The following is a 743-nucleotide window of genomic DNA, read 5'->3' as shown; positions in this document are numbered from 1 at the left end:
TTCATGAACAAGACCGACCTGGTCGACGACGCGGAGCTGCTGGAGCTGGTGGAGATGGAGGTCCGGGAGCTTCTGACCGAGTACGAGTTTCCCGGCGACGAGGTGCCGGTGGTGCGGGGCTCGGCGCTTCAGGCCCTCGAGTCCAACGAGGAGCACGAGGAGAAGATCATGGAGCTGATGGCGGCGGTCGACGAGTACATTCCGACGCCGGAGCGGGACGTGGAGAAGCCGTTCTTGATGCCGGTGGAGGACATCTTTTCGATCACGGGCCGGGGGACGGTGGTGACCGGCCGGATCGAGCGGGGCCGGATCGAGCTGCAGGACGAGATTGAGATTGTCGGGATGCAGGAGGAGAAGATGGACTCGGTGGTCACCGGCATTGAGATGTTCAACAAGACCCTGGAGGAGGGGGAGGCGGGGGACAACGCCGGCATTCTGCTTCGCGGGATCGAGAAGGAGGAGATCAAGCGAGGGATGGTGCTGTCCGAGCCGGGGACGGTGACGCCGCACAAGGAGTTTGAGTGTGAGGTGTACGTGCTGAGCAAGGAGGAGGGGGGGCGGCACACGCCGTTCTTCGACGGGTATCAGCCGCAGTTTTACTTCCGGACGACGGACGTGACCGGGTCGATTGAGTTGCAGGAGGGGGTAGAGATGGTGATGCCGGGGGACAACGCGACGTTTGAGGGGAGCTTGATTGAGCCGGTGGCCCTGGAGGAGGGGCTTCGGTTTGCGATTCGGGAGGG

The 743-nt window shown here is 63.4% G+C and carries 1 protein-coding gene; it reads left to right on the top strand.

The window, feature by feature from the left end:
* Window positions 1-743 (top strand): EF-Tu C-terminal domain-related protein (locus OJB03_RS15560; protein ID WP_263789000.1); only part of this gene is annotated, 743 nt, incomplete at both ends.

Source organism: Salinibacter grassmerensis (assembly GCF_947077765.1).
Taxonomy (GTDB): Bacteria; Bacteroidota; Rhodothermia; order Rhodothermales; family Salinibacteraceae; genus Salinibacter; species Salinibacter grassmerensis.
This window is presented reverse-complemented; position numbering and strand designations above follow the sequence as displayed.